General features: G+C 50.2%; 21 protein-coding genes. 8 read left to right on the top strand and 13 right to left on the bottom strand.

Features of this window, described 5'->3' with window-relative positions; all coding sequences use genetic code 11:
- On the top strand, positions 1-826 hold an 826-nt coding region (locus R3177_RS02800; RefSeq protein WP_318969518.1), incomplete at its 5' end, for an acyl-CoA desaturase.
- A gap of 42 nt (positions 827-868) precedes the next feature.
- Here the strand turns inward: R3177_RS02800 and R3177_RS02795 are convergent.
- The 5 genes from R3177_RS02795 to R3177_RS02775 form a co-directional block, all read right to left on the bottom strand.
- Positions 869-1,405: a DUF4426 domain-containing protein gene (locus R3177_RS02795; RefSeq protein ID WP_318969517.1), complete on the bottom strand. Its 537-nt coding sequence runs from the start codon at positions 1,403-1,405 to the stop codon at positions 869-871.
- Positions 1,406-1,535: 130 nt separating this feature from the next.
- On the bottom strand, positions 1,536-1,730 hold the full coding sequence (locus R3177_RS02790; protein ID WP_318969516.1) for an Arc family DNA-binding protein: 195 nt from the start codon (positions 1,728-1,730) through the stop codon (positions 1,536-1,538).
- Positions 1,731-1,750: 20 nt separating this feature from the next.
- Positions 1,751-2,608 (bottom strand): SPFH domain-containing protein, encoded by an 858-nt coding sequence (locus R3177_RS02785; RefSeq protein WP_318969515.1) that lies wholly within the window; start codon positions 2,606-2,608, stop codon positions 1,751-1,753.
- A 139-nt stretch (positions 2,609-2,747) separates the two neighbouring features.
- Complete coding sequence (locus R3177_RS02780) at positions 2,748-3,230, bottom strand: DUF4199 domain-containing protein (RefSeq protein WP_318969514.1); 483 nt, start codon at positions 3,228-3,230, stop codon at positions 2,748-2,750.
- A gap of 93 nt (positions 3,231-3,323) precedes the next feature.
- Positions 3,324-4,631 carry an aminotransferase class V-fold PLP-dependent enzyme gene (locus R3177_RS02775; protein ID WP_318969513.1) on the bottom strand — a complete coding sequence of 436 codons (1,308 nt, stop codon included), beginning with the start codon at positions 4,629-4,631 and terminating at the stop codon, positions 3,324-3,326.
- 223 nt (positions 4,632-4,854) lie between these two features.
- On the opposite strand from R3177_RS02775, the gene R3177_RS02770 reads away from it, so the two are divergent.
- Positions 4,855-6,066, top strand: coding sequence for a methyl-accepting chemotaxis protein (locus R3177_RS02770; RefSeq protein WP_318969512.1), 1,212 nt, complete (start codon positions 4,855-4,857; stop codon positions 6,064-6,066).
- A gap of 2 nt (positions 6,067-6,068) precedes the next feature.
- Here the strand turns inward: R3177_RS02770 and mnmH are convergent, their stop codons facing one another.
- Together mnmH and selD are read right to left on the bottom strand one after the other, a co-directional pair.
- Positions 6,069-7,169, bottom strand: a complete 1,101-nt coding sequence (gene mnmH, locus R3177_RS02765; protein ID WP_318969511.1) for a tRNA 2-selenouridine(34) synthase MnmH — start codon at positions 7,167-7,169, stop codon at positions 6,069-6,071.
- An 11-nt stretch (positions 7,170-7,180) separates the two neighbouring features.
- Positions 7,181-8,221: a selenide, water dikinase SelD gene (selD, locus tag R3177_RS02760; RefSeq protein ID WP_318969510.1), complete on the bottom strand. Its 1,041-nt coding sequence runs from the start codon at positions 8,219-8,221 to the stop codon at positions 7,181-7,183.
- Positions 8,222-8,364: 143 nt separating this feature from the next.
- Between selD and R3177_RS02755 the strand changes: the two genes are divergently transcribed.
- The gene (locus R3177_RS02755) at positions 8,365-8,916 is read left to right on the top strand and encodes a TetR/AcrR family transcriptional regulator (RefSeq protein ID WP_318969509.1); all 552 of its coding nucleotides are present in this window, start codon (positions 8,365-8,367) and stop codon (positions 8,914-8,916) included.
- A 4-nt stretch (positions 8,917-8,920) separates the two neighbouring features.
- Here the strand turns inward: R3177_RS02755 and R3177_RS02750 are convergent, their stop codons facing one another.
- Positions 8,921-10,168 (bottom strand): DUF2254 domain-containing protein, encoded by a 1,248-nt coding sequence (locus tag R3177_RS02750; RefSeq protein ID WP_318969508.1) that lies wholly within the window; start codon positions 10,166-10,168, stop codon positions 8,921-8,923.
- Positions 10,169-10,324: 156 nt separating this feature from the next.
- On the opposite strand from R3177_RS02750, the gene R3177_RS02745 reads away from it, so the two are divergent.
- From R3177_RS02745 to R3177_RS02725, 5 genes are all read left to right on the top strand, one after another.
- Complete coding sequence (locus R3177_RS02745; RefSeq protein WP_318969507.1) at positions 10,325-12,181, top strand: M1 family metallopeptidase; 1,857 nt, start codon at positions 10,325-10,327, stop codon at positions 12,179-12,181.
- A gap of 59 nt (positions 12,182-12,240) precedes the next feature.
- Positions 12,241-12,585: a DUF393 domain-containing protein gene (locus tag R3177_RS02740; RefSeq protein ID WP_318969506.1), complete on the top strand. Its 345-nt coding sequence runs from the start codon at positions 12,241-12,243 to the stop codon at positions 12,583-12,585.
- Positions 12,582-12,950: a hypothetical protein gene (locus R3177_RS02735; protein ID WP_318969505.1), complete on the top strand. Its 369-nt coding sequence runs from the start codon at positions 12,582-12,584 to the stop codon at positions 12,948-12,950. Before R3177_RS02740 ends, R3177_RS02735 begins: the two co-directional genes overlap by 4 nt.
- Before the next feature lie 153 nt (positions 12,951-13,103).
- Entirely contained in the window at positions 13,104-14,042 is a 939-nt protein-coding gene (locus R3177_RS02730) for a sodium-dependent bicarbonate transport family permease (RefSeq protein WP_318969504.1), read from the top strand.
- Positions 14,023-14,544: a DUF3429 domain-containing protein gene (locus R3177_RS02725; RefSeq protein WP_318969503.1), complete on the top strand. Its 522-nt coding sequence runs from the start codon at positions 14,023-14,025 to the stop codon at positions 14,542-14,544. Before R3177_RS02730 ends, R3177_RS02725 begins: the two co-directional genes overlap by 20 nt.
- 22 nt (positions 14,545-14,566) lie before the next feature.
- Here R3177_RS02725 and R3177_RS02720 read toward each other — a convergent pair whose 3' ends face one another.
- The 5 genes from R3177_RS02720 to R3177_RS02700 form a co-directional block, all read right to left on the bottom strand.
- Entirely contained in the window at positions 14,567-15,085 is a 519-nt protein-coding gene (locus R3177_RS02720) for a beta-lactamase hydrolase domain-containing protein (RefSeq protein WP_318969502.1), read from the bottom strand.
- Between the two features lie 15 nt (positions 15,086-15,100).
- Entirely contained in the window at positions 15,101-15,916 is an 816-nt protein-coding gene (locus R3177_RS02715; protein ID WP_318969501.1) for an HDOD domain-containing protein, read from the bottom strand.
- A gap of 102 nt (positions 15,917-16,018) precedes the next feature.
- Complete coding sequence (locus R3177_RS02710) at positions 16,019-17,932, bottom strand: putative bifunctional diguanylate cyclase/phosphodiesterase (RefSeq protein ID WP_318969500.1); 1,914 nt, start codon at positions 17,930-17,932, stop codon at positions 16,019-16,021.
- Between the two features lie 23 nt (positions 17,933-17,955).
- Positions 17,956-19,008 (bottom strand): aldo/keto reductase, encoded by a 1,053-nt coding sequence (locus R3177_RS02705; RefSeq protein ID WP_318969499.1) that lies wholly within the window; start codon positions 19,006-19,008, stop codon positions 17,956-17,958.
- A 238-nt stretch (positions 19,009-19,246) separates the two neighbouring features.
- Positions 19,247-22,090 (bottom strand): pitrilysin family protein, encoded by a 2,844-nt coding sequence (locus R3177_RS02700; protein ID WP_318969498.1) that lies wholly within the window; start codon positions 22,088-22,090, stop codon positions 19,247-19,249.
- Positions 22,091-22,249: the final 159 nt, after the last annotated feature.

The following is a 22,249-nucleotide window of genomic DNA, read 5'->3' as shown; positions in this document are numbered from 1 at the left end:
GTATGACTGGCTGAATGATCCTGTGCTGCATTCCAGGCGCTATGAGTGGGATATTGCCTGTGACGCCGGCTCATGGCAGCGTACCCATAATTTTGAACACCATACCTATACCAATATTATTGGCAAAGACCGTGATTTTGGTTATGGCCTGCTGCGCTTAAGTAACGATTTTCGCTGGCGGCTGCGTAATTTGTGGCAGGGTGGCACTTACCTGTTGTTAAGTCTGCTATTTCAGTGGGGCGTGTCGTATCACGAGCTGGCAGCACAACGGGTATTTGCCGGTAAGAAAAAAGCGGATCGGCACTCGCAGGTAACAGACCGTGAGCTTAAACGCGCTTTTTTCAGCAAAGGCGCCCGCCAGCTGCTAAAAGACTATTTGTTCTTTCCGCTGATTGCCGGGCCGATGTGGCTGTGGGTATTAAGCGGTAACTTACTGGCCAATTTGCTGCGCAATTTATGGACTTCAACCGTGATTTTCTGCGGTCATTTTACCAAAGACGTGCATACCTTCAGCGCAGCAGAATGTGAAAACGAAAGCCGGGGCCAGTGGTATTACCGCCAGATGCTGGGCTCTTCTAACTTTACCGGCCCCACCTGGCTGCATATCTTAACCGGCCATTTAAGCTGCCAGATTGAACATCATTTATTCCCGGATATTCCGGCCAGACATTACCCGGCCATGGCAAAGCAGGTACAGGCAATAGCAGAAAAGTATGGCATCAGCTACAACACCGGCAGTTTTATCGGCCAGTACGCCAGTGTGTTCTGGCGTATTTTGCGCTACTCGTTGCCAGGCGGCGCAAAAGCAGTAGAAATATCATCATAACCAGGAAAACGGTGCGGCTTAAGCTCAGGTAGTTAGCATAGGTTACCAGTTAAGCCGCACTTCAAAGTACATTTCCAGCATCTGCTCTGTGCTATCAGGTTGTGCTTTTATTCTCAGCTGAAACACGCGCTGCGAGCTGGCATCCAGGGTGCCGTAGTAAGAAATATAACCATCGGTTTCTGCTGCACGCATTTCAACTACCTGAGTCTGTCCCAGCAGATTTTCGTGCTCAACATGGACAGTCGCGGCAACTGTTGCATCCTGGCGAGGCTCGCTATTATCCTGGATAACCAGATTAAGCAGTGCAAGATCAGGATTTTGCCCGATGCCATACTTTTGCGCCATATTCTGGTTTAATACACTGGCGCGGGTGATACTGGCCCGCATAGTGTAGCCATCGAACTCCATGACCTCGCCTAACGGCTTATCTGGCCCGGTGATATCACCGGCAGCGGAATCCTCCGGACCTGGGGCCAACCTCTGCCCTGCCCGGTCACAACCGCTCAGAATACTGACAGCGGCCAGTATTACAACGGCAAACCTGAACATTCTTACCGGAATTTTAAGTCCAATACTCATAGTCAACTCCTGATGATTAACTGAGCAGAACGCTATCAGTAAACTGCCAGACACAAACACATGCTGTCTTTGCCAATAACCTCTGTTAATAGTTAAAGCATAGTTGATCGTTGCGTATCTTGCTGGCTGCTTACGTTGCGTTGTCGTCAGCGTCGTTACCAGAATCATCGGGCTTTTTTGCTGGCAGACGCCCGGCTTTACGCAGGGCATCGTGCAGCAAATATTCAATCTGGCCATTAACACTTCTGAATTCATCATCGGCCCAGCGCTGCAGGGCGCTGAGCATTTTATCGTCCAGCCGTAAGGCGAAGGCTTTTTTGGCCACTGCTTTGGTTACCCTTTATGTTACTGATACAGGCTACCGGTATTTAATACCGGCTGCACATGATGATCGCCACATAATACCACCAGTAAATTACCGACCATCGCCGCTTTGCGCTCATCATCCAGCTCGACCACGTTGCGCGCTGACAACTGTTCAAGCGCCGACTCGACCATACCTACCGCACCTTCCACAATCTGGCGGCGGGCAGCAACAATAGCCGCTGCCTGCTGACGTTGCAGCATAGCACTGGCAATTTCCTGGGCATAAGCCAGGTGACTGATCCGGGCTTCCAGCACCTGCACCCCGGCTTTGTTTAAGCGAGCCTGTATTTCATTCTTCAGTAATTCAGTAATATCATCGGTGCTGCTGCGAAGACTGATATCGTCATCATTGCCGGCATCATAGGCGTAACTTGATGCTAAATGCCGGATAGCTGACTCACTCTGAATACTGACAAAGTTTTCATAGTTATCAACCTCAAACACCGCCTCGGCACTATCAACTACTTTCCAGACGACGACAGCAGCAATTTCCACCGGATTACCGGCGCTGTCATTGACTTTCATTTTACTGCTTTCAAAGTTACGTACCCTGAGCGACACTTTTTGTTTGCTATAAAGTGGATTAGACCAACGCAGACCATTATTTAAATCAGTGCCTACATATCGGCCAAATAACTGCAGCACTGCCGACTGATTAGGGTGGACCATATAGAAACCGAACCAGCAAATCAGTACCACAATGGCAGCTAATAAAAATACCCCCTTAAGCAACCCGGGCGCTACCAATAGCCCTGCCAGCATTAATCCCTGCAGCACAAACAATACCGCAATCATAACAAAGCCGTCTTTGCTGTTAATCATCCGTTCCTTTATCATTACCAACCCCATTAAAATGATATTATTTTAATATCACTTTAATAGATTTATTTTAAAAGGCAAGAAAAAGGCTGATTTTTTAATCAGCCTTTTCAGTATCCGGCGTAAAAGGGAATGCTGCCTGCCAGGCAGCGGGATATCAGGTTGTTTTGCTTCGAACAAAGAATGCCACGATTACTGAGGTGACACTGCCCATTACCGCTGCACCAAACATACTTTGCCCAATATAACTTGGTAACCTGAAATAAGCTGCGGCCTCCTCGGGTGTCATCATTTGTGCCGCCACGGCATAACTCTGTACATTGCTAAAATAATCAGGGCTTATCATCGTGTGAAATAACCACTGGGCCAGCGGGCTTAGTAAAACAACCACCAGCGTCATCAGCAACCCGGCAATGATGCCCTGTTTCCAGCTCATGGCACCGTTATAATCCCGCCATTTTTTCTGACGCAGGGCCAGGATATACATCAGGATAGCCGGTATCGCAAACAGGTTAGTGTAAGTGGCATGATGCTCAATATAGGGCCCGTGCAGCCCGACCAGCTGCTCCAGCCACAGCCATAACAGCATCACCAGCGTAAATATGATGCCCCAGCGTAGTTCGGTCAGGTGTTTTTGCATAACATATTGTTCTTATTAGGTTAGACATAGCAGAACTATAGCGCTTTTTACACTGGAAGCCACCCATCGACTACATTGTTAGTCCAAACATATTTAGAACGTTGTGAGTGCTGCGAGTGTTTGCTTAATCTCCTGTTCATTGTTAATCAGGCTCGGGGCAAAGCGGGCATGAGACTGACGATACGGGGTACTGCTCATAATAATGCCCTTAGCATGCATCGCTTTGACAACATCATCTGGTGTCATAGCTTTATAGTCAAAACACACCAGGCCTGACGATAGCTCTGCTGCCATCGGCGTATGCAAGGTTACGCCCTTTATCTGCTGCAGGCCCTGCTTGGTCAGGGTGTTTAGCTGATGAATTCGCTGCTGCACCTGAGCTTTGCCCAGTTGCAGGTGCAGCTCAAAGGCTTCGGGCAACGCCCAGCGATGCTCAAATGAGTGAAAGCCACCCGGTGTCATATGCTCGCCCATTGGCACCTGGTCCTGAGTACTACCGCCAAGCCAAACGTCATAAGACCGGCTAAAACTGGGGATCACAGCCTTACAGCGCGACCAGCCACGGTCACTGCCCCAAACCACGCCAGTGCCACGTGGCCCGAATATCCACTTATGAGTACCGGCGATAAAAAAGTCACAACCTATCGTTGATACGTCAATATCTTCAATGCCAAAGCCATGCACCCCGTCAACACAAAACAGCATCTGATCAGCTTCGTTTCGCTGATTGTTTAGCTCGGCCAGCATAGCAGCAATAGCACGCAGCGGCAGTTTCACCCCGGTTGACGAATGTACCCAGGTAACTACCACTACCCGGGTCGCTGCGTTTATGGCGGCTTTTAATCTGCTAACCACCTGATCCACCGACACTTGCGCCGGGTTGTCATATAACGCCACCTGGCGCACTTTAGCTCCGGTCCGCTCAGCGCGTAATTGCAGTGACAAGTCTGTAGAGTAATGATCGTGTACCGTTTGCAGCACTTCATCGCCCGGGCGTAACTGCAAACCGCTGTATACCATTGCCAGGCCCATGGTGGTGCTGTCTGTCAGGGCTATTTGGTCGCCTCGTCCCCCCATATACCGAGCTGCAGAGGCGGCAATATCAGCATCGATTGTCATAAAGTGTTCATGCCAGTAGTCAGCAGGGTTAACGTCAAATGCCTGCCGGTGCCGCGCTATCGCATCGGCAACCGGTTTAGGATGGGAGGCCAGTAAAAAAGTAGCAAGATGAATGTAATCATAACTCAGGACAAACTGTTTGCGCAGGCTTGTCCAATCGCCGGGTTTTAACTGAATTTCAGCGGCAGTTTGCGTTGTGCCGGCTTGGAGTAAAGCCGGTATAGGCAGCAGGCTGCTGCCGAGCACTAATGAGGATTTGGTCAGAAATTCGCGCCGTTGCATGATAACCACCACTGGTTAAATTTTAACCAGCTTAGTACAAGCTGAACAACACAGCAAATACACCGCTAAGGGCATAGTCGCCGCTTTTCGATATGAACGGCTAAAGGCTTTCAGCCGCACCTTTATTTCAGATCAAACCTATGGCCTGTTAGCAGGCTCGCGGGCAGCTAAAGGCTGTGATAAGCTAATTTTACTTTGTTTAAGCTGGCAGGGTTTACACGTTATGAGCGGCTTTACCTCCCTTTATCTGTTTGTTGAACGCACCTTTTTTGGCACGCTGAGCCGCAAAATAATCGGTAATATCAGCTTTTTAGCGATTTTTTTCCTGCTGGCAATGTCTCTGGCTTACCCCGAGGGCGGGGCTGATGGCCGCTGGTGGGCGTTGCTGATAATGGGTCTGGGGGCATTTCTGTTTACCATTGGCTATATGCATTACTTATTCGTCCGGCCGGTAACAACCCTGGTCGGCGCCTTGCATGACACCAACCGCAAGGGGACTGATCTGAACTTACGCTTGCCAGCGTTTACCTTTGATGAGTTCAGAACCTTATCGGAAGAATATAACCAGTTTGTCAGCCAACTCGGCGTGCTGCTGGGTGATATTCATCAGCAGGCGCAGGAAACCCATCAGGTAAATGAGCAGGTTTCAACCGCAGTAAAAAGTACCCGCCAGCATTTACAGGATACCGAAAAGCGCAGCAGTCAGATCCGCCGTGACAGCGATCAGGTACTGGATAATCTGGCCGATATTGTCCAGCACGGTGATGAAGTTAATCAGGTCTCCGGCCATGCGGTGGATAAAGCCAAAGTAGCCAGTGGCCAGATGCAGCAGTTAAGTGTTCAGCTGTCTGGTATTGTGAAGTTACTGGATACTTTTGGCACGACAATTAACGGATTACATAAAAACTCAGAAAACGTGCGACAAATTCTGGTGATGGTAGAAACCTTCTCTGATCAAACCAACCTGCTGGCATTAAACGCTGCCATTGAGGCCGCCCGGGCCGGTGATGCCGGCCGCGGTTTTGCGGTGGTCGCCGATGAAGTCCGGACCCTGGCTGCTAAGGTAAATGATGCCACCAAACAGATTTCTGGCTTTTTAAATGAAATGGAGCAACTGGTCGGCGAAACCCGTTCAGAGTCACAAAGCCTTAACCAGCAGGCACAGCAGGCGCAGCAACAAATTACTGATACCAGCTCCGAGTTTGCTCAATTGCAGCAGGAATTGCAGCAGGCGAAAAGCGGTATTCAGAATATTAACCAAACCGTAGTGCAACTGGAGCAGCGCTACCAGCAGACGCACCAGCATTTAAGTGCCATTGAAAAAGTAACCACTGACGCCCATCAGCAAATGTCATCAATTGACAAGGCAGCGAAAGACTTGCTAAGCGGTACCGCCCGCACCCAGCAGCAACTGGGCCGCTTTGCCCGCAGTTAGCGCTAACGCGCGGTTACTTGCTCATGCCACCACTGACTAAGCTCGCTGGCATTGCCCTGCATCAGGACCGGCAGGCCGCGCTTTTTTAGTTGATACTGATACATCGGGTCGTAGTAATCGCGAAGCAGCCGTGCTATCCAGCGGCGGTGCAAACTGATATCAGCGCTTCGCTGTTGTTCTTCTAACGCCTGACCCAGCATGACGTTCAGTTCGCTGTAAAGCGCCCCGCCTAACCGCTTACGAATACGCGCCATGGCCTGTTGTAACATATTGCTGAACTGACTAAAGCCCTGTTCAGCATCTAAGTTAATGGCCTCTTGCAGCAAATCGACAATGTAGTCCTGCAATATCACCTCAATCCGCGCCTCAACTGGCTCGTCCAGCAGCAATAACGGGCTTTGCTGCATCGTCTGAAAAAAGACATGGGGAATACTGCGCTGGCCAATTAACAGGCTTTCGTCTTCCAGCAACAAATAGGGCGGCTGAGCAGCCCGGACGCGCAGCAGCGCACTGGCGAAGTCATTTTCAAAGCGAATTTGGGAAGGTTGTGCCGCCAGCTTACGGCCAAAGGCTGAACCGCGATGATTAGCGAGCGCCTCCAGATCTACCGCCTGTAGCTGCTGTAATAAGCGGGTTTTGCCACTGCCGGTGGGCCCGGCCAGAAGTAACATGGGTTCGCTGGCAGCCTCACTGATGACATTGACGGCAGCCTGGCGCAATGCTTTAAAGCCGCCCTTAAGCCGCGGATAAACTACGCCGGTCTCCGCCAGCCACTGCTGGGCTATCTGAGAGCGCAGCCCGCCCCTCGCGCAGTACAATAGGCCATGGGGCTGCGCCACGGCAAAGCTGCGCCAGGCGTTGATCCGGCTTGCTTTTAGCTCACCCTGCACCAGCTGATGGCCCAGCGTAACAGCCGCCTGCTGCCCCTGCTGCTTATAGCAGGTGCCAACCGCAGCACGCTCATTATCGGTCATCAGCGGCAAATTAACACTACCGGCAAAGGCACCACGGTTAAATTCTGCCGGTGCCCGTAAATCCAGCAATGGCAGCTGCTGATACAATATCTGCTGGTAGTTATCTGTCAGCGGAAGATCCTGAGCCATTAATAGTACTGCTAATTAATCTGAATACGGTGGCCACTGCCCCGTTTGATCAGCTGGCCTATTGGCTGCAATACTAAATCGTATGCTAACGCGATATCATGAAAAGCCGGTGCGGCTTGCGGGCTTACTGCCAGTAATAAACCACCACTGGTTTGCGGATCACAGAGCAATGCCTGCTGCTGCATCGTTATAGGCGAAACATTAGCACCGTAGCTGGCGAAATTGCGGCCACTACCGCCCGGAACGCAGCCCTTAGCAATATAGTCAGCAACATAAGGCAGCACCGGTATCGCCGCGCTATCAAGCTGTGCATCGACGCCACTGCCGTCACACATTTCCATTAAGTGCCCGAGCAGGCCAAAACCGGTAACATCGGTCATGGCATTTATCCCTGGCAGTGCCGCTATCTCTGCGCCAATCCGGTTTAACTGCACCATACTATCCCGCGCCAGCATGGCATGTTCAGGATTCAGTTTTTTCTGTTTCTGGGCAGTGGTTAAAATGCCTACTCCTAATGGCTTGGTTAAATAAAGTTGATCACCTGCCCTGGCGGTATCATTGCGTTTTAAATGACTGATCTCTACCCGGCCACTTACCGCCAGACCAAATATCGGTTCCGGCGCATCAATACTGTGGCCACCGGCCAGCATAATGCCCGCTTCTTTACAGCTGTGCCGTGCGCCTTCCAGCACCTGCTGCGCCAGTTCAGCCGGCAATTTACTGACCGGCCAGCCCAATATGGCAATGGCCAGCAAGGGGCGGCCCCCCATGGCATAAATATCACTAATTGCATTGGTGGCAGCGATGCGACCAAAGTCAAAAGCATCATCAACGATGGGCATAAAAAAGTCGGTTGTGCTTAACAATGCTGTGCCATCGCCCAAGTCATAGGCGGCGGCATCATCTTTAGTACTGTTACCCACCAGCAATTTACCGTCGGTAAAGCTTAAATTGGTTTTAAGAATGGTATCGAGTATTTGCGGGGAAATTTTACAGCCACAACCGGCACCGTGACTGAATTCAGTCAGTTTAATAGCGGAACAGTCAGACATAACAGCACTTCTGCATAACGGAGTAACGCCAACATACCCAAAGGTTTTTGGAATAACAAGAGCCAGTTCACTAATGGCTGGCCGCTAACCACCTATACTTATCGCTGACAAACCTGAAATGCCCGTCACTGAGGCTCTGGTCTATGGATAAACAACAACTGCTGAACCATGCTCTTATCTTAGCTGAACATACCAGCTGGGAAAGACTTTCGTTAAATGCCCTGGCCAATAGTGTCAATATCAGTCTGGCTGAGCTGGCACAGCTGATTAAGCAAAAAGATGACTTGACCGATGCCTGGTTTGACCGGGCCGATGACGCCATGCTCAGCACTGAGCTGGCAGCCGGGGGCGATTCGGCTGAAAAACTGGAACTGGCTATTCGCAGCTGGTTAAACAGCTTGGCTCCCTATCAGCAAGTTACCCGGCAAATGTTGTATTACAAACTGGAGCCGGGGCATCTTCATCTGCAGGCAGCAGCACTGCTGCGGATAAGCCGCACTGTGCAGTGGCTGCGTGAACTGGCGGGTTTTAACGCGACAGGCATTGCCAGGGTTGGCCAAGAGCTGGCGCTAAGCGGGCTGTTTACCAGTATCTTTATTGGCTGGCTTAACGATAGCTCGCCGGCGCAAACAGCCAGCCTGAACAGGCTTAAAACGGCCATTGGCAATATGAAAAAGCTTGGATTATGTCGCTAGTGTCTTAATCATCGAGTTGTTTATTCAGCCGCTTCAGCAAGGCGATATCGGGCTGATAAATCATCACAAGTTCGGCCCGGGCCAGCGCCGCTGCTGCCTGCTCTTTGGCACATAGCTTAAATTGTGGTCCATAGTCAGCCAGTGCCAGACACGCTTTTTGCAGGCGGATTTGCACTTCAATATTGGCTGCGCCATCGCGGGCAATCGAGCGGAAAAAATTATCAAATAACTCAGATAATTGTACCTGAGGCGCCCAGACGTTGGGGTATTTAACTTCATTATGGTCATTGTCACATTGCCAGTTACTGAGCACCCGTACCCCGCGGCCAATAATTTCAATGGCAGTACCGGGATCATTAATACCGGGCGATAACGCTTTTGATGCGATTTCCGCCAGCACCCTCAAGCCAAACCTCGGATCCTGATCAAAACTTCGGTAATCACTGATACTGACAGCATCAAGCAATGGCTGGCGCGTTGAAACGTCACTGCCGGCTATCCACATTAAAGGCCGCTTTTTATGGATAAAGGCCCCAGGCAGATTACTGAGATAAACGCTGGCATCATGCTTAGCCGCCCACTGCTGCAGCGCGTTAACATCAATATGGTCAATATAACCAATTTTACCGGTACATACCGGCCGGGCTTCTGATGGTATATCCTCCAGACTGACCAGGGGGTTGGCATCCAGCCAGGGGTGCTGGCCACAGTGTTTTATCGCATCATAGGCCTCTGTTTCAACTCGTTTTGCCGTTTCGCCTACCCGGCCAAGCCCGGATAAGTGTTCAATCCAAATCAAAATAGTAATGACAATCAGCGCTATAACACCAATAGTGATCACAAAAAGCACCACTCTGCCACTGTTGCCGTATAGATCGGTACTTAGCAGCACAATACTGACAACACTGAATAAAAATGAACCGATAAATGTTGCCAGCGCATTCTGGGTAGTACTGTCATCCATCAGCAGGCGGGTAGCCCGCGGCGACACACCGGTTGACGCGGCATTAAAGGCAACGACCATAATACTCAGGGAAAAGGTGGTGACTGTTAACATACTGGTCGCCAGGATAGTCAGGATTTTTTCCACTGCCGAACTGCCTATCGCGCCGGCCAGCGCTGCGGGAATAACATTCTCCAGCAGAAGTGCCAGACCTGCTGTTATCAAAGCCAACAGGGTAAATAAAGATGTGCGTACCCAGAGTTTGCGGCTAAGCTGCAGTAATTTCCAGCTCCATTTCGATAACATCATGTGGCCTCATCCGTTAGTAACGATCCAACATAACCAAAAGATAGTTGCCTTACAAGGTTAGGGTTACTGTAATTGATATCATCTGTTTCTTTGCCTGAGTACCAATTCGCATTACACTGAACATAACCCTGTTTTGCTATCCAAGCTGAGGAAACTATGCTTAATCGTCTATTAGTACTTTGCAGCCTGCTGCTGCCAAGCCTGTTCAGCCCTTTTACTGCCGCTGCTGAAGACAGTTACACCTATGCGAATTATGATCAGGTGACGATCAGCCATCTGCATCTTGATTTGACCCTGAATTTTGAGCAAAAAACCTTAAGCGGTTTCGCTGATTTGCAGCTGAACTGGCTGGACAACCAGCAAACCGAGCTGTATCTGGATACCCGTGATTTAACTATTTCCCGGATATATGGCAAACAGCAAGATGGTAACTGGCAGCAGCTGCCTTTTACGCTTGGCACCCGGGACGAGGTGTTGGGCAGTAAGCTGACTGTCAGCCCGCCATTTCAGCCCCAGGTACTGCGTATTCACTATAGCTCGACACCTGAAGCATCGGGTTTGCAGTGGTTAAACCCTGAGCAGACTGCCGGCAAAAACACCCCTTTTATGTTTAGTCAGAACCAGGCTATTCATGCCCGAAGCTGGATCCCTGTTCAGGATACACCTGCCGTGCGGATGAGCTACAGCGCCCGGATCCAAACCACTGATAAGGTGCTGGTGGTGATGAGCGCCCCCAATGATCCTGCCACTGACCGGGATGGCGATTATCAGTTTTATATGCCCCAGCCTATTCCGGCCTATTTAATTGCTATTGCCGCAGGAGATCTGCAATTTAAAGCGATGAGCGAACAAACCGGCGTTTACGCCGAACCCTATATCCTGGACGCCGCCGCAACAGAATTTGCCAGTACCCAGGCGATGATTGATGCTACCGAGCAGCTGTATGGCGAGTATCGCTGGGGTCGTTACGACTTACTGATTTTGCCACCGAGCTTTCCGTTTGGCGGCATGGAAAATCCGGTGCTGAGCTTTATTACCCCAACCGTGGTAGCCGGCGATGGCAGCCTGGTTAATCTGATAGCGCATGAACTGGCCCATTCCTGGTCGGGTAATCTGGTGACTAACGCAACCTGGCGCGATCTGTGGTTAAACGAAGGATTTACCTCTTATGTTGAAAACCGGATTATGGAGCAGGTATTTGGTATTGATCGTGCTGTGATGGAGCAGGCCTTATCAGTACAGGCGCTGCAGGACGAGCTTAAAACACTCAGTGCCAATGACAGTATTTTGCATATCGACTTACAGGGCCGGGATCCGGACGATGCATTCAGCGGCGTACCCTATACCAAAGGCCAGTTATTTCTGATGTTTCTGGAGCGGCAATTTGGCCGGGATAAATTCGACCCGTTCGTGCGAAGCTACTTTGCTGATCATGCGTTTAAAAGTATTGATACTGCCAGTTTTGTCGAGTACTTAAACCGCAATTTGCTGCAGAAATATCCGGATATTGTTACCCTGACTGAAGTAAACACCTGGGTTTATCACAGCGGTTTACCGACAGGCACGCCGGCCCCGCAATCAGACGCTTTTAATCAGGTTCGTCAGCATGCCAGCAATTGGCTGACCGGTAACATTGAGCTTGCAGCCCTGCCCACTGCCAACTGGACAGTACATGAATGGCTGTACTTTATTAACAACCTGCCGCCCAGTATCAGCCAGCCGCAACTGGCCAGGCTTGATGCCGCTTTTGACCTGACCCATTCGGACAACAGCGAAATTGCCCATGCCTGGTATTTACTGGCGCTGCAAACCGGCTATCAGCCCATTATGCCGCAACTGGAACAGTACTTAATTAATATTGGCCGGCGCAAACTGATTATTCCGCTGTATAAACAGCTGGCGACCACACCGGCCGGGCTGGCATTTGCCAGAAAGGTTTATCAGCAAGCACGGCCGGGGTACCACCCACTGGCTCAGGGTAGCGTAGATGAGCTGCTTTATCAGCTGCATTAATATGATCTGAAATCAGCGGCCATCGTAGACGGTGTCATGGTGGTTAACGGTAACCTGAAATGAAAAAACTGTTTTACGATGGCAGCTGTAACTTATGTCAGCATGAAATTGGCTTGCTGGCACCAAAACTGACGCCTCATCTGCAACTGGTTGATATAAGTCAGCAGGGTTTCAGAGGCTTTGCCGGCGTAAGTAAAGGCGAGATGATGCAACAGATCCACCTGTGGGATAACGATCACTTTATCACTGGTATTGATGCCAGTCTGCATTACTGGCGGTTGGCAGGTTATCGCAGGCTGGTGGCATTTCTGCAACTGGCCCCCTGTTACTGGGTTGCCAGCAAAGCGTATAACTACTGGGCCCGCAGCCGGGCTAACTGTGCCAAAGGTGATTGTAATCTGTGAAACCGCGTAGTGCATTGCGAAACCGCCCTGTCAGTAAACAACTTGATGCTGCCGACCAGCAGATTTTAAGGCTGCATCAGGCAATGGTCGATAAATTGCTGGCGGACAGCTCTGGCCTGCCCGCTATTTATCAGCGGCTGGAGCAACGTTATCAGGCCGGGCAGCTAAGACACAGCGGCTATATACACTGGCACAGCATCCTTGACTGCATCGACCAGCCAGCGCTGTTCCGGCGTGAGCTGCTGGACAACGGGGAGAGGATGCGTAAGCTGCGCCGGCGCACCATTCTTACCGGAATTTTAACCGAACAAGAACGGCTGTCATTGCTGTACCCAAGCCCGGACACTACTCCAATCGACAACTAGTGCACTGCGCTGGCCTGCTCCTGATTTATCCAACTGGTAACACAAGATAAGGCCGCAACGGTTAACAACAGCCAGCAGCAACGGTATTATTCGCTATGCAACAGCGGTGTTTTTCGGCACACTTGAAACCAACTCAGTTAACGGAGCTCTGTAATGCCTGACGTTGTGATCGCTTTTTTTGCCCTGGGCTTGCTGGCCGGACTGGTAAAATCAGACTTGAAGGTCCCTCTTGCCATCTATGAAACCCTGTCCATTTTACTGATGCTGACACTGGGCTTAAAAGGTGGGATGGCGCTGCATGGTGTGCCTCTGCTTCCTATCTTACCCGAGCTGGCACTGATTGCTGCTACCGGGGTAATAATACCTCTGCTGCTGTATCCGCTTTTGCGAAGCGCTGTCAAACTGAGCAGTGCCAATGCCGCCAGCATAGCCGCCCACTATGGCTCGGTCAGTGCCGGCACTTTTGCCGTAGTAATGGCGCTGGCTATGCACCATAACCTGCCAATGGCACCACAAACCACGCTGTATCTGGTGCTGCTGGAACTGCCTGCCATTGTCACCATGTTATGGCTGTATCGCTATATCAATGGCAGCAAAGCAGGCTCTCTGGCGATATTGCATGAAGCCCTGACCAGCCGGGGCGTATTACTGTTGGGGGGTGGCCTGCTAATCGGCTGGATTTATGGCAGTGCTGGTTTATCCGGGATCACTCCGGTATTAATGGGTGGTTTCAGTACGCTGCTGGCATTGTTTTTACTGGAAATGGGCCTCTGCACAGCCAAAGTTTGCTCACCATTGCCAATTAAACAATGGCGATTAATGTTGTTTGCACTGATAGCACCGTTTTGCCTGGCCTGGGTTGGTATTGCTCTGGGTTTATTGCTGGGTTTAAGCAGTGGCAGTATTCTGGTACTGGCAGCCCTGTTGGCCAGTGCATCTTATATCGCGGCACCTGCCGCTATTCGTGCAGCGATACCTCAGGCAGATATTGGTTTAGCGTTACTGGCTGCGCTGGGTATTACCTTTCCGCTGAATGTGCTGTTTGGCCTGCCGCTGTATCTGAGCTGGATTAATGCCATTCTGGCAGGTTAGCGCTGATATTAGTCTGATCAGCCATCGCTTGCCGGCCGTACTCAGGCTAAAAGAAGGATTTGCCATGAAACTGATTAACCTCTTAGGCTATGCCGGCTTGCTGCCGTTTGTGTTGCTGCCCCTGGCTTATCATCTGCAGTGGTTAGCTGGCTCAACGCAATTATTTTTGCTGTATCAACTCTACAGCGCGCTTATCTTAGGCTTTATGGCGGGTGTGCTATGGCCGGTGCTGTATCAGCAACCAGCCTCTGCTACAACAAATAAGCTGGCATTACTGGCCGTGAGTTTTCCGGTATTTAGTATTATTAGTCTGGCATTGCTACCAGGTTATTTCCTGCTGCTGCAGGCTATATTGTTTGCACTGTTACGCCTCAGTGAAGTTGGCAGCGGCATTAACCGGCGTTACAGCAGCAGCTACCAAAGCCTGCGCAATAACCTGTCAGTGGTGGTTATTATCAGCCATGTCGTCATGTATGCCATGACAATCCTCTGGGTAAATTAAGCCGCTACACTGATTGAATTGATCAGTTTTCGCCTGGTTCACTCAGCACAGCCCGCACTTTGGGCTCCAGTGAACTAAGGCCGGCGGCACGACCAAACGCCAGCGCCTCAGCAAGGGGTTTGTCATTAATTTCGTGGGCGCCGATTGCCAGCAAAGCACCTACTCTGTTGCCTGAAGCACAGTGAACCAATATCTTCTGATCGCCCTGTAAATGCTGATAGAGCGCTCTGGCTTTATCGACGGTGACATCGCCGGCCCCGGCAACCGGCAGCGAAATATAAGTCAGACCCAGTGCTTCTGCTGCGGCCTGTTCATCGTAAGATACCGCCTCATCGGCGCCTCGCAGGTTAATCACTTTCCTGACGCCAGCGGCTTTAAGTTGTTCCAGCTCTTGCATAGAAGGCTGTCCGCCGGTGATCAGGTTTTGGCCAGGCTGGTTAAAATTATCCGGGATGGCGGAATCAGCCAGGCTTTCGGCGTGGTAGCCCACTAACATCAGCCCAAAGATGATAATAGTTAAAAGCTGCTTTGTTGTGCTCATCAGACTCTCCTTCAGCTATTGCTGCAACATCATGATAATATCGTCGTTATCTTCGCTGAAATCGCCCATCCGGCGGTAAGTGTCTTCTAAATTCATATGTGCTGCATGAATTAACTTCACCGGCAGCTCATCAAATTTGCTTTCACTCACCTGCTCCCGGTACAGAATCATATAGCGGGCCAGATATAACAGCGTAGCATAAGGTAGCAGCGCACCGCTGCCGGCCGGTTGTTGCTGCCACAAAATCGCATCGGCAATATCATCCGGGAATTTCCAGTATTTAGCCAGCTCACTGCCGGCCATGGTGTAATCAAAGCCGAATAACTCCAGCTGGGTTTTGCGCCGGGCTGCACCGCCCTCTACCTGTTCATCAATGGTTTTAGCCAGCTCAGGTTCAATGATATGAATAAGATATTCACCGATACCATGCAGTAAACCACAGGTATAGGCGACTTCCGGATCGGAATTATTTAATTTAGCCAGCCATTTTGCCCGGTTGGCTAACATAAATGAGCGGCGCCAGTATGCTTTCAGGTCAAAACTGGCCGGCGCTTTAAAACTCGACACCAGACCAATCGATAATACCAGGGTACGTAAAGCATCACGCCCTAATACCACTAAGGCGTCTTTTACCGAACCGACTTTACGCTGGCCACCATACCGCGCAGAGTTAGCCAGACGAAGTACTTTTGCCATGATAGCCTGATCACTGGTAATGATCCCGGCCAGGGTCTCGGTTGAAACATCCGGATCATTCATACTGGCAATAAGTTTCTGCACAACTTCAGGGATACTCGGTAAATTCGTCGCTTGTTCAATCATTTGGCGCATAAGGCTTCATCCGGTCAGACGCAGTATCGGTTTAAGGTTTACTCAGCTTAAAGCTTAGCCCGGCAGTTCACAATGGTTTAACGCACTACCGCAATATGAAATTTATTGGTGGTTACTGCTGTCAGCTAACGCCGCTTTTTGTTGAATCCAGGCTTCAGTTTCAGCCACCGGTGCCGGTCGGGCAAACAGATAGCCCTGGTAACAATGACAGCCACTTTGACGCAACATGGCATGTTGCTTAGTAGTCTCCACGCCTTCGGCAATCAGTTTCATGCCATAGGTGTTAGCAATACCGATAATCGCATCGACAATCACCCAGTCCCGCGGGTTACCAGAACTGCCACTGCGAACAAAATACTGATCTATTTTGACTTCATCAAAAGGCAAACGGGATAAATAAGATAAAGACGAGTAGCCGGTACCAAAATCGTCCATTGAAAACCGCACCCCCAGCTTTTTGATTTGCAGCATTCTGGCCACGGCATCATCCAGGTTAGCCAGAATTAAACTTTCGGTCAGTTCCAGGATCAACAGCTGCGGTGCAATCTGATATTTATTCAGACATTGCTCTACTATGCTGACAAAGTCCGGCAGGTAGAACTGGCGGGCGCTGATGTTCACCGACATTGTCAGATCGGCAAATACCGGATCAGTCTGCCACTTTTGCAATTGCTGGCAGGTATGTTGAAGCACCCAGTAACCGATCTCTTCTATCTGGCCATTCTCCTCAGCCAGCGGGATAAACAGCGCTGGGGACACGGCACCAAGCTCAGGATGCTGCCAGCGCAACAGCGCTTCAACGCCGCTTACCGTGCCGTCATCAGCAACTTGAGGCTGATAGTGAACACTGAGTTGCTTCGCTGACACGGCATTGTCCAGCGCCAGTTCAATAGCATTGCGATGTTGCTGTTGCTGATACATCTGAGCGGCAAATAACAGCTGGCCATTACCACCAGCAGCTTTGACATGGGCAACGGCAATCTCAGCCTGTTTCAGTAATTCATCAGCGGTGGCGACACTCTCACCGACAATACAATAGCCGACACTAACGGTATTTTTAAAATAATGGCCGTTAATATCGTAAGGTTGCTGCAGGGTGCCACGCAAAGAAACAACAAATTGTTCCAGCTGAGCGGTGAATGTAGCCTGTTGCCCGGGCAACCGGTTTATCAGCAGAACAAACTCATCGCTGCTTAAACGGCCGCAGGCACTGCCCCTTGGTGCCGCCGTCTGTAAACGTTCAGCCAGTTGTTTTAACAGATTATCACCAGCCTTGTGCCCCAAAGTGTCATTAATCCGTTTAAAATTATCGATGTTAATTAACAGGATGGCGCGGTCGCGGGTGCCCGGTTCAGCTGTATCGCAGAACTCCTGAAGTGCCTGTTGGATTTTCCGCCGGTTATATAAAGCGGTCAGACTGTCAAAGTAAGCCAGCTGATGTATTTTTTGCTCCACCGCTTTGCGTTCAGTAATATCGGTAATAAAGCCGGTCCAGCTGACACCGGTCTCGTCCTGTTCCGGTATGGCATTGCCAAATACCCAACGAACATTTCCCTGCTCATCCAGCACCCGGTATTCATGGCGCCACGGCGTCATCTCACGGGCGGACTGATTAATAGACTCCAGCATGCCGGCACGATCATCAACATGAATAGCTTCAAGCGCCGGCATTGCATCACGTTTAGCTTCTGCCGGGCTGATCCGGTAGATATCCCGGATGGCCTCGCTGGCGTAGGGAAACGTAAAGCTGCCGTCATTTGCCATATGAAACTCATACACCATGCCAGGTACCCTGGCTGCAATCCGCTGCCAGCGCTGGTCGAGCTGCTGTATCTTACTTGTGGCTGTGGAATAGTCCTGGCGGGTAATTTGTCTCTGCCGGCGTAGCAGTACGGTAACAGTAATAACCAGGACTAAAATCACGACCACGATCAGGGCAAGGTAAAATAATAAATGTGGGCTCTGATACGCCATGTTTATATCGGTTTGCTCAGTGGTAAAGGCCAGTAATTGCATAGGCTATCTTGTCTGTTTCACTGTTAGAACGGCAACGGATACTGCCGTAAATACTGACTGATATCATCCTTTAATACCGGGCTGATGTCTAAACTAAACGCTGCTATATTTTGTTGCAACTGGGCCATGCTGGTAGCACCTATAATCGTCGACGTAACGCCGTCAACCTGATTTACCCAGGCTAATGCCAGGCTGGCCGGGTCGTGCCGATGCTCAGTCGCAAGCTCCGTAAAAGCGGCAATGGCCTGCTCAGATTGCGGCGTGTCCCGAAACAAGCCATGGCGTTGTAACATGCTCCAGCGGCTGCCAGCCGGACGTGCACCGTTTAAATATTTACCGCTCAGCGCGCCGCCAGCCAGTGGCGACCAGGGCAAATAAGCCACATTCTGATGCAGACATTGCTCAATTAAATAAGGCCAGTCTTTCGTATGCAGCAGACTGAATTCATTCTGAATTGACACCATTTTCGGCAGATTATACTGCGCACTTAGCTGAAGATACTGACTCATCCCCCAGGGCGTTTCATTCGACAGCCCGCAAAAGCGGATTTTGCCTGCATTAACACAGTGTTGCAGGGCCTGTAACAAGCCAAGCATCTGCTCGGTTTGCTCAGTTGCATTGACTTCAGAAAAGCCAATCTTACCAACCGCATGTTTGCCAAAATGGGGAGATACCCGGTTTGGCCAGTGCAACTGATACAAATCCAGATAATCGGTCTGTAACCGTTTTAATGAATCATCGACAGCCTGCTGCAAGGTCGCTGGCGTCATAATGCCGCCATCGCGAATATAAGACAGGCCACTGCCGGCCATTTTACTGGCCAGAATAATATCCGCCCGCCTTGCTTGATTGCGGCTGAGCCAGCGACCAATTATCCGCTCTGTCGCACCGTAAGACTCTGCGGTAGGCGGCACTGAATACATCTCAGCAGTATCAATAAAATTAACGCCCTGCGCCAGCGCATATGCCAGCTGCTCGTCGGCATCCTGCTGGGTATTCTGCGTACCCCAGGTCATCGTGCCAAGACAGACGCGGGAGACCTTTATATTGCTGCTGCCCAGTACTGAATATTGCATAAATTATCCGTTGTTAATTCTTTAGCTTAACAATATCAGGCGTATCAGAACCAGTGAGCTGGCATAGCCGCAGGTTGCGACCAGTTTTGCTCTGAGTTCTGTTACCACACTATCATCCGTTACCCAGCCACTGTAGGAGCTTAGCGGGCAAATTGCCAGTAATAGCCTTTGCCGGATACTGATAAAGAGACTTATAAAAACGCCACCGACCGGTGGCGTTTTTAGTTAAGCGCGTTAATTATAAAGATAGATCTTCTACCGGATACCCCAATGCTTCGAGCTGCGGACGCAGCACTGCCGCATCGCCCACCACGACTATCACCATATCTTTGGTTGCAAAATGTTGCTTCGCCAGCTGGTTTATTTCCTGTTGGCTGATGTTGGCAATAATAGCGTTACGTTCATCAACAAAGGTAGGGGCCAGATCATGTTGCAGGATTTGCGCTAAAAACCCCAGTTTGGCATTGGGCGTTTCATACTTTAATGCATCCCGCTGATTCAGTGCCCGGCGCATAAACGCCAGTTCAGAATCCGTTACCCCCTCATCACTGAAGCGGTTTAGCTCATCGATAAACTCTTTAACCGATGCCGCGGTGGCATCAGCCCGCACCGCCGCAGAGGCAACAAATACCCCGGTATAGCTATCAGCATTAAAACCGGTGCGGGCGCCATAGGTATAGCCCTTATCTTCCCGCAGGTTCAGGTTAATCCGGCTGTTAAAGTTGCCGCCAATAGTAAAGTTTGCCAGGCCGGTTTTAAAATACTCTCCGGTAATATCTTCCGCTAAACTGCGTTTACCAATCCGGATTTCCGACTGGGGCGAGTCATCTTTATGAACCAGATAAATAACTGAGCCCCGGCTGGTATCTGCCGGCACCTGCAAATTGACGGCCGGCGCTTTGCCAGTAAACCGGGTCAGCGGCTGAATAGCCTGTTGCAGTTGGTCTTTGGCTAAATCAGATACAACGATAAGCTGGCCACCTTCAGGTTTAAAATGACTGTTATAGTATGCCTTCACATCTTGCAGGCTCAGATTAGTGACGCTGCCCAGGGTACCACCTCCTGGCTGACCCAGGATGCTGTCGCCGTACATCAGCTTACGAAACGCATTACCGGCAAGGTAACCGGCATTTTTCTCAGACTGCTGAATGCCTTGCAGCCGCTGCTGTTTCAGGCGGTTAAAATCATCCTCATTAAATGCCGGCTGTAACATCTTTTCCAGCAGAAGGTCGATGGTTTTATCCAGGTTTTTGCTCAGGCTTAATACATACAACTGAATATGTTCATCACTGGCACTGATGCTGATATAGCTGCCAAGCTTCTCAAGCTCCAGTGCAATTGCTTCACCGCTGAAGTTTTTGGTGTCTTCATTAAGCATCGCGGTCAGCATACTGCTTAAGCCGGTTTTATCGGCGCTTTCATAATACAGGCCACTATTCAGTTTCAATAATAAGGCAGTAGTCGGGGTTTCATCGCTGGCGGCACCCAACACTGCAATGCCATTGTCCAGGCTGGTCTGCCAATAGGCAGGCACTGTTACAGCAGGGTTTACCCCGGCCTGCGGCTCGACACTGCGGTCAAAATTATCGGTAGCCCGGCGTACTTGTAAATCATCAGCGCGGGTTTGGGACGGGCCACCGAACTCCAGCACTTGCGGGCTGAAATTATCCTTTGCCGCGATCAAATCCAGCTTGCCGCGGGGCACGACAGACATCACTACCGAGCCTTTACCTTTAAGATACGTGTTATAAACCCGCATTACATCGTCTTTGGTTACCTTGTTAACCCGGTTTAAATCATTCTGCAGATTATCCGGGTTGCCAGTCAGGGTTTCATTGATCGCCAGCTGGCTGACTTTACCCGCCACGCTCTGCAGACCATAAACCGTGTTGGCTTCCATTTGCGCTTTTACTTTTAATAAATCGTCATCATTCACGCCACGCTGTTCAAACTCAGTCAGACTTTGCCGGATCAGCGCTTCAATATCAGCCAGGTTTTTGCCTGATGCCGGGTGCGGCAACGCCAGTAAATTAAAGGTACAGGCCAGCTCAGCACAAGGATGATTGACATTAGCCTGTACTGCGATCTGGGTTTTTACCAGGTTTTTATAGAAAATCGAGTTTTTGCCTCCACCGAGGATCTCTGCCAGCACATCCAGCGCAGCTTCGTCTTCATGCCGCAGGTAAACGGTAGGATACGACATATAAATCAGCGGCAAATGGACGTTATCTTCCATTGAAATATAACGGTCACTGATAAGCGATACCGGCTGTTTTGGTGCAGCGCTGACTTCCGGCCCCCGTGGTATTGAACCAAAATATTGCTTAACCAGCGGCAGCACTTCATTGGCCGTCACTGCGCCACCAATGGTGACAGTGGCGTTATTCGGGCCGTACCAGCGCAGAAAAAAAGCTTTGACATCATTAACATTCGCCCGGTTTAAATCGTCCATATAACCAATAACAGGCCACGAATAAGGATGACCTACCGGATACAGTGCCTGCGCAACCCGCTCACCTAACCGGCCATAAGGGCGGTTATCGACCCGCTGGCCACGCTCATTTTTGACAGTTTCCCGTTGTACTTCAAACTTCTGTTCTGTTACCGCATCCAGTAAAAAGCCCATCCGGTCGGCTTCTAACCACAACATTTTTTCCAGCTGATTCGACGGTACGGTCTGAAAATAGTTAGTCCGGTCCGAGTTGGTGGTGCCATTTAAGGTACCACCAGCTTCGGTAACAATCCGAAAATGCTCCTCATCACCAACATTTTCAGAGCCCTGAAACATCATATGTTCGAAAAAATGGGCAAAACCTGATTTACCCAGCTCTTCCCTGGCTGAACCGACATGATAAGTGACATCAACATGCACCAGCGGATCAGAATGATCCTCATGCACTATGACGGTTAAACCGTTATCGAGCTGGTATTTTTTATAAGGTACCGACACACCGTCTTTTTGCTGGGTATGTTCAGTAATCAGTTTAACGCCCTGTGGCAGGGGTGGCGCAGTAAGTTGCTGACTACACGCGCTGATCGTGGCCACCAGGCCCATTGCCAATACAAGTTGAGATAATTTCAATGCCAATTCTCCGGCTAATATTTGTTGTCATTTTATTTACAAGCTCATGGTAAGTGTTAAAGCATCCGGCGTCATCAAGCTGGTAATATTTTGAAACACTTTAGCGAGAATTTGCGGTCAACAGCATGATTTTGCCGTCTGATGTTGCCGCGCCAGCCA

Source organism: Arsukibacterium sp., from assembly GCF_033722355.1.
In the GTDB taxonomy this organism is placed as follows: domain Bacteria; phylum Pseudomonadota; class Gammaproteobacteria; order Enterobacterales; family Alteromonadaceae; genus Alishewanella.
The sequence above is the reverse complement of the archived record's forward strand: the minus strand, read 5'-3'. Positions and strand labels throughout refer to the sequence as shown.